The organism is Thalassolituus sp. ST750PaO-4 (assembly GCF_020320405.1).
In the GTDB taxonomy this organism is placed as follows: domain Bacteria; phylum Pseudomonadota; class Gammaproteobacteria; order Pseudomonadales; family Oceanobacteraceae; genus Venatoribacter; species Venatoribacter alkanivorans.
In genome coordinates, this window is the sequence record NZ_JABVCB010000007.1 from 477173 (window position 1) to 477442 (window position 270).

Below are 270 nucleotides of genomic sequence, written 5' to 3' on the forward strand. Positions count from 1 at the left end.
TGTACCGCTGATGCTGGCCCCCAGCTCGCTGGTGGCAGAGGTGATGCTGTAGGTTAACGAACCGCTGTCGATATCGGTGGCGCTTAACGTCATATTCAGTGTGGCATCTTCGTTCAGGGTTTGGGCTGCAATTGTGTCTATGACCGGCGCATCATTGACCGGATCTACGGTGACATTAAAGCTGGTGCTGTCGCTCAGGGCGCCGTCGGAAACCTGTACGGTGATACTGCCGGCACCGTTGTAGTCGGCTTGCGGAGCAATGGTTAAGGT

At 55.9% G+C, this 270-nt stretch carries 1 protein-coding gene; it reads right to left on the bottom strand.

Features of this window, described 5'->3' with window-relative positions:
- A partial coding sequence (locus HUF18_RS07965) for a VCBS domain-containing protein (RefSeq protein WP_225691773.1) occupies positions 1 to 270 on the bottom strand: 270 nt, incomplete at both ends.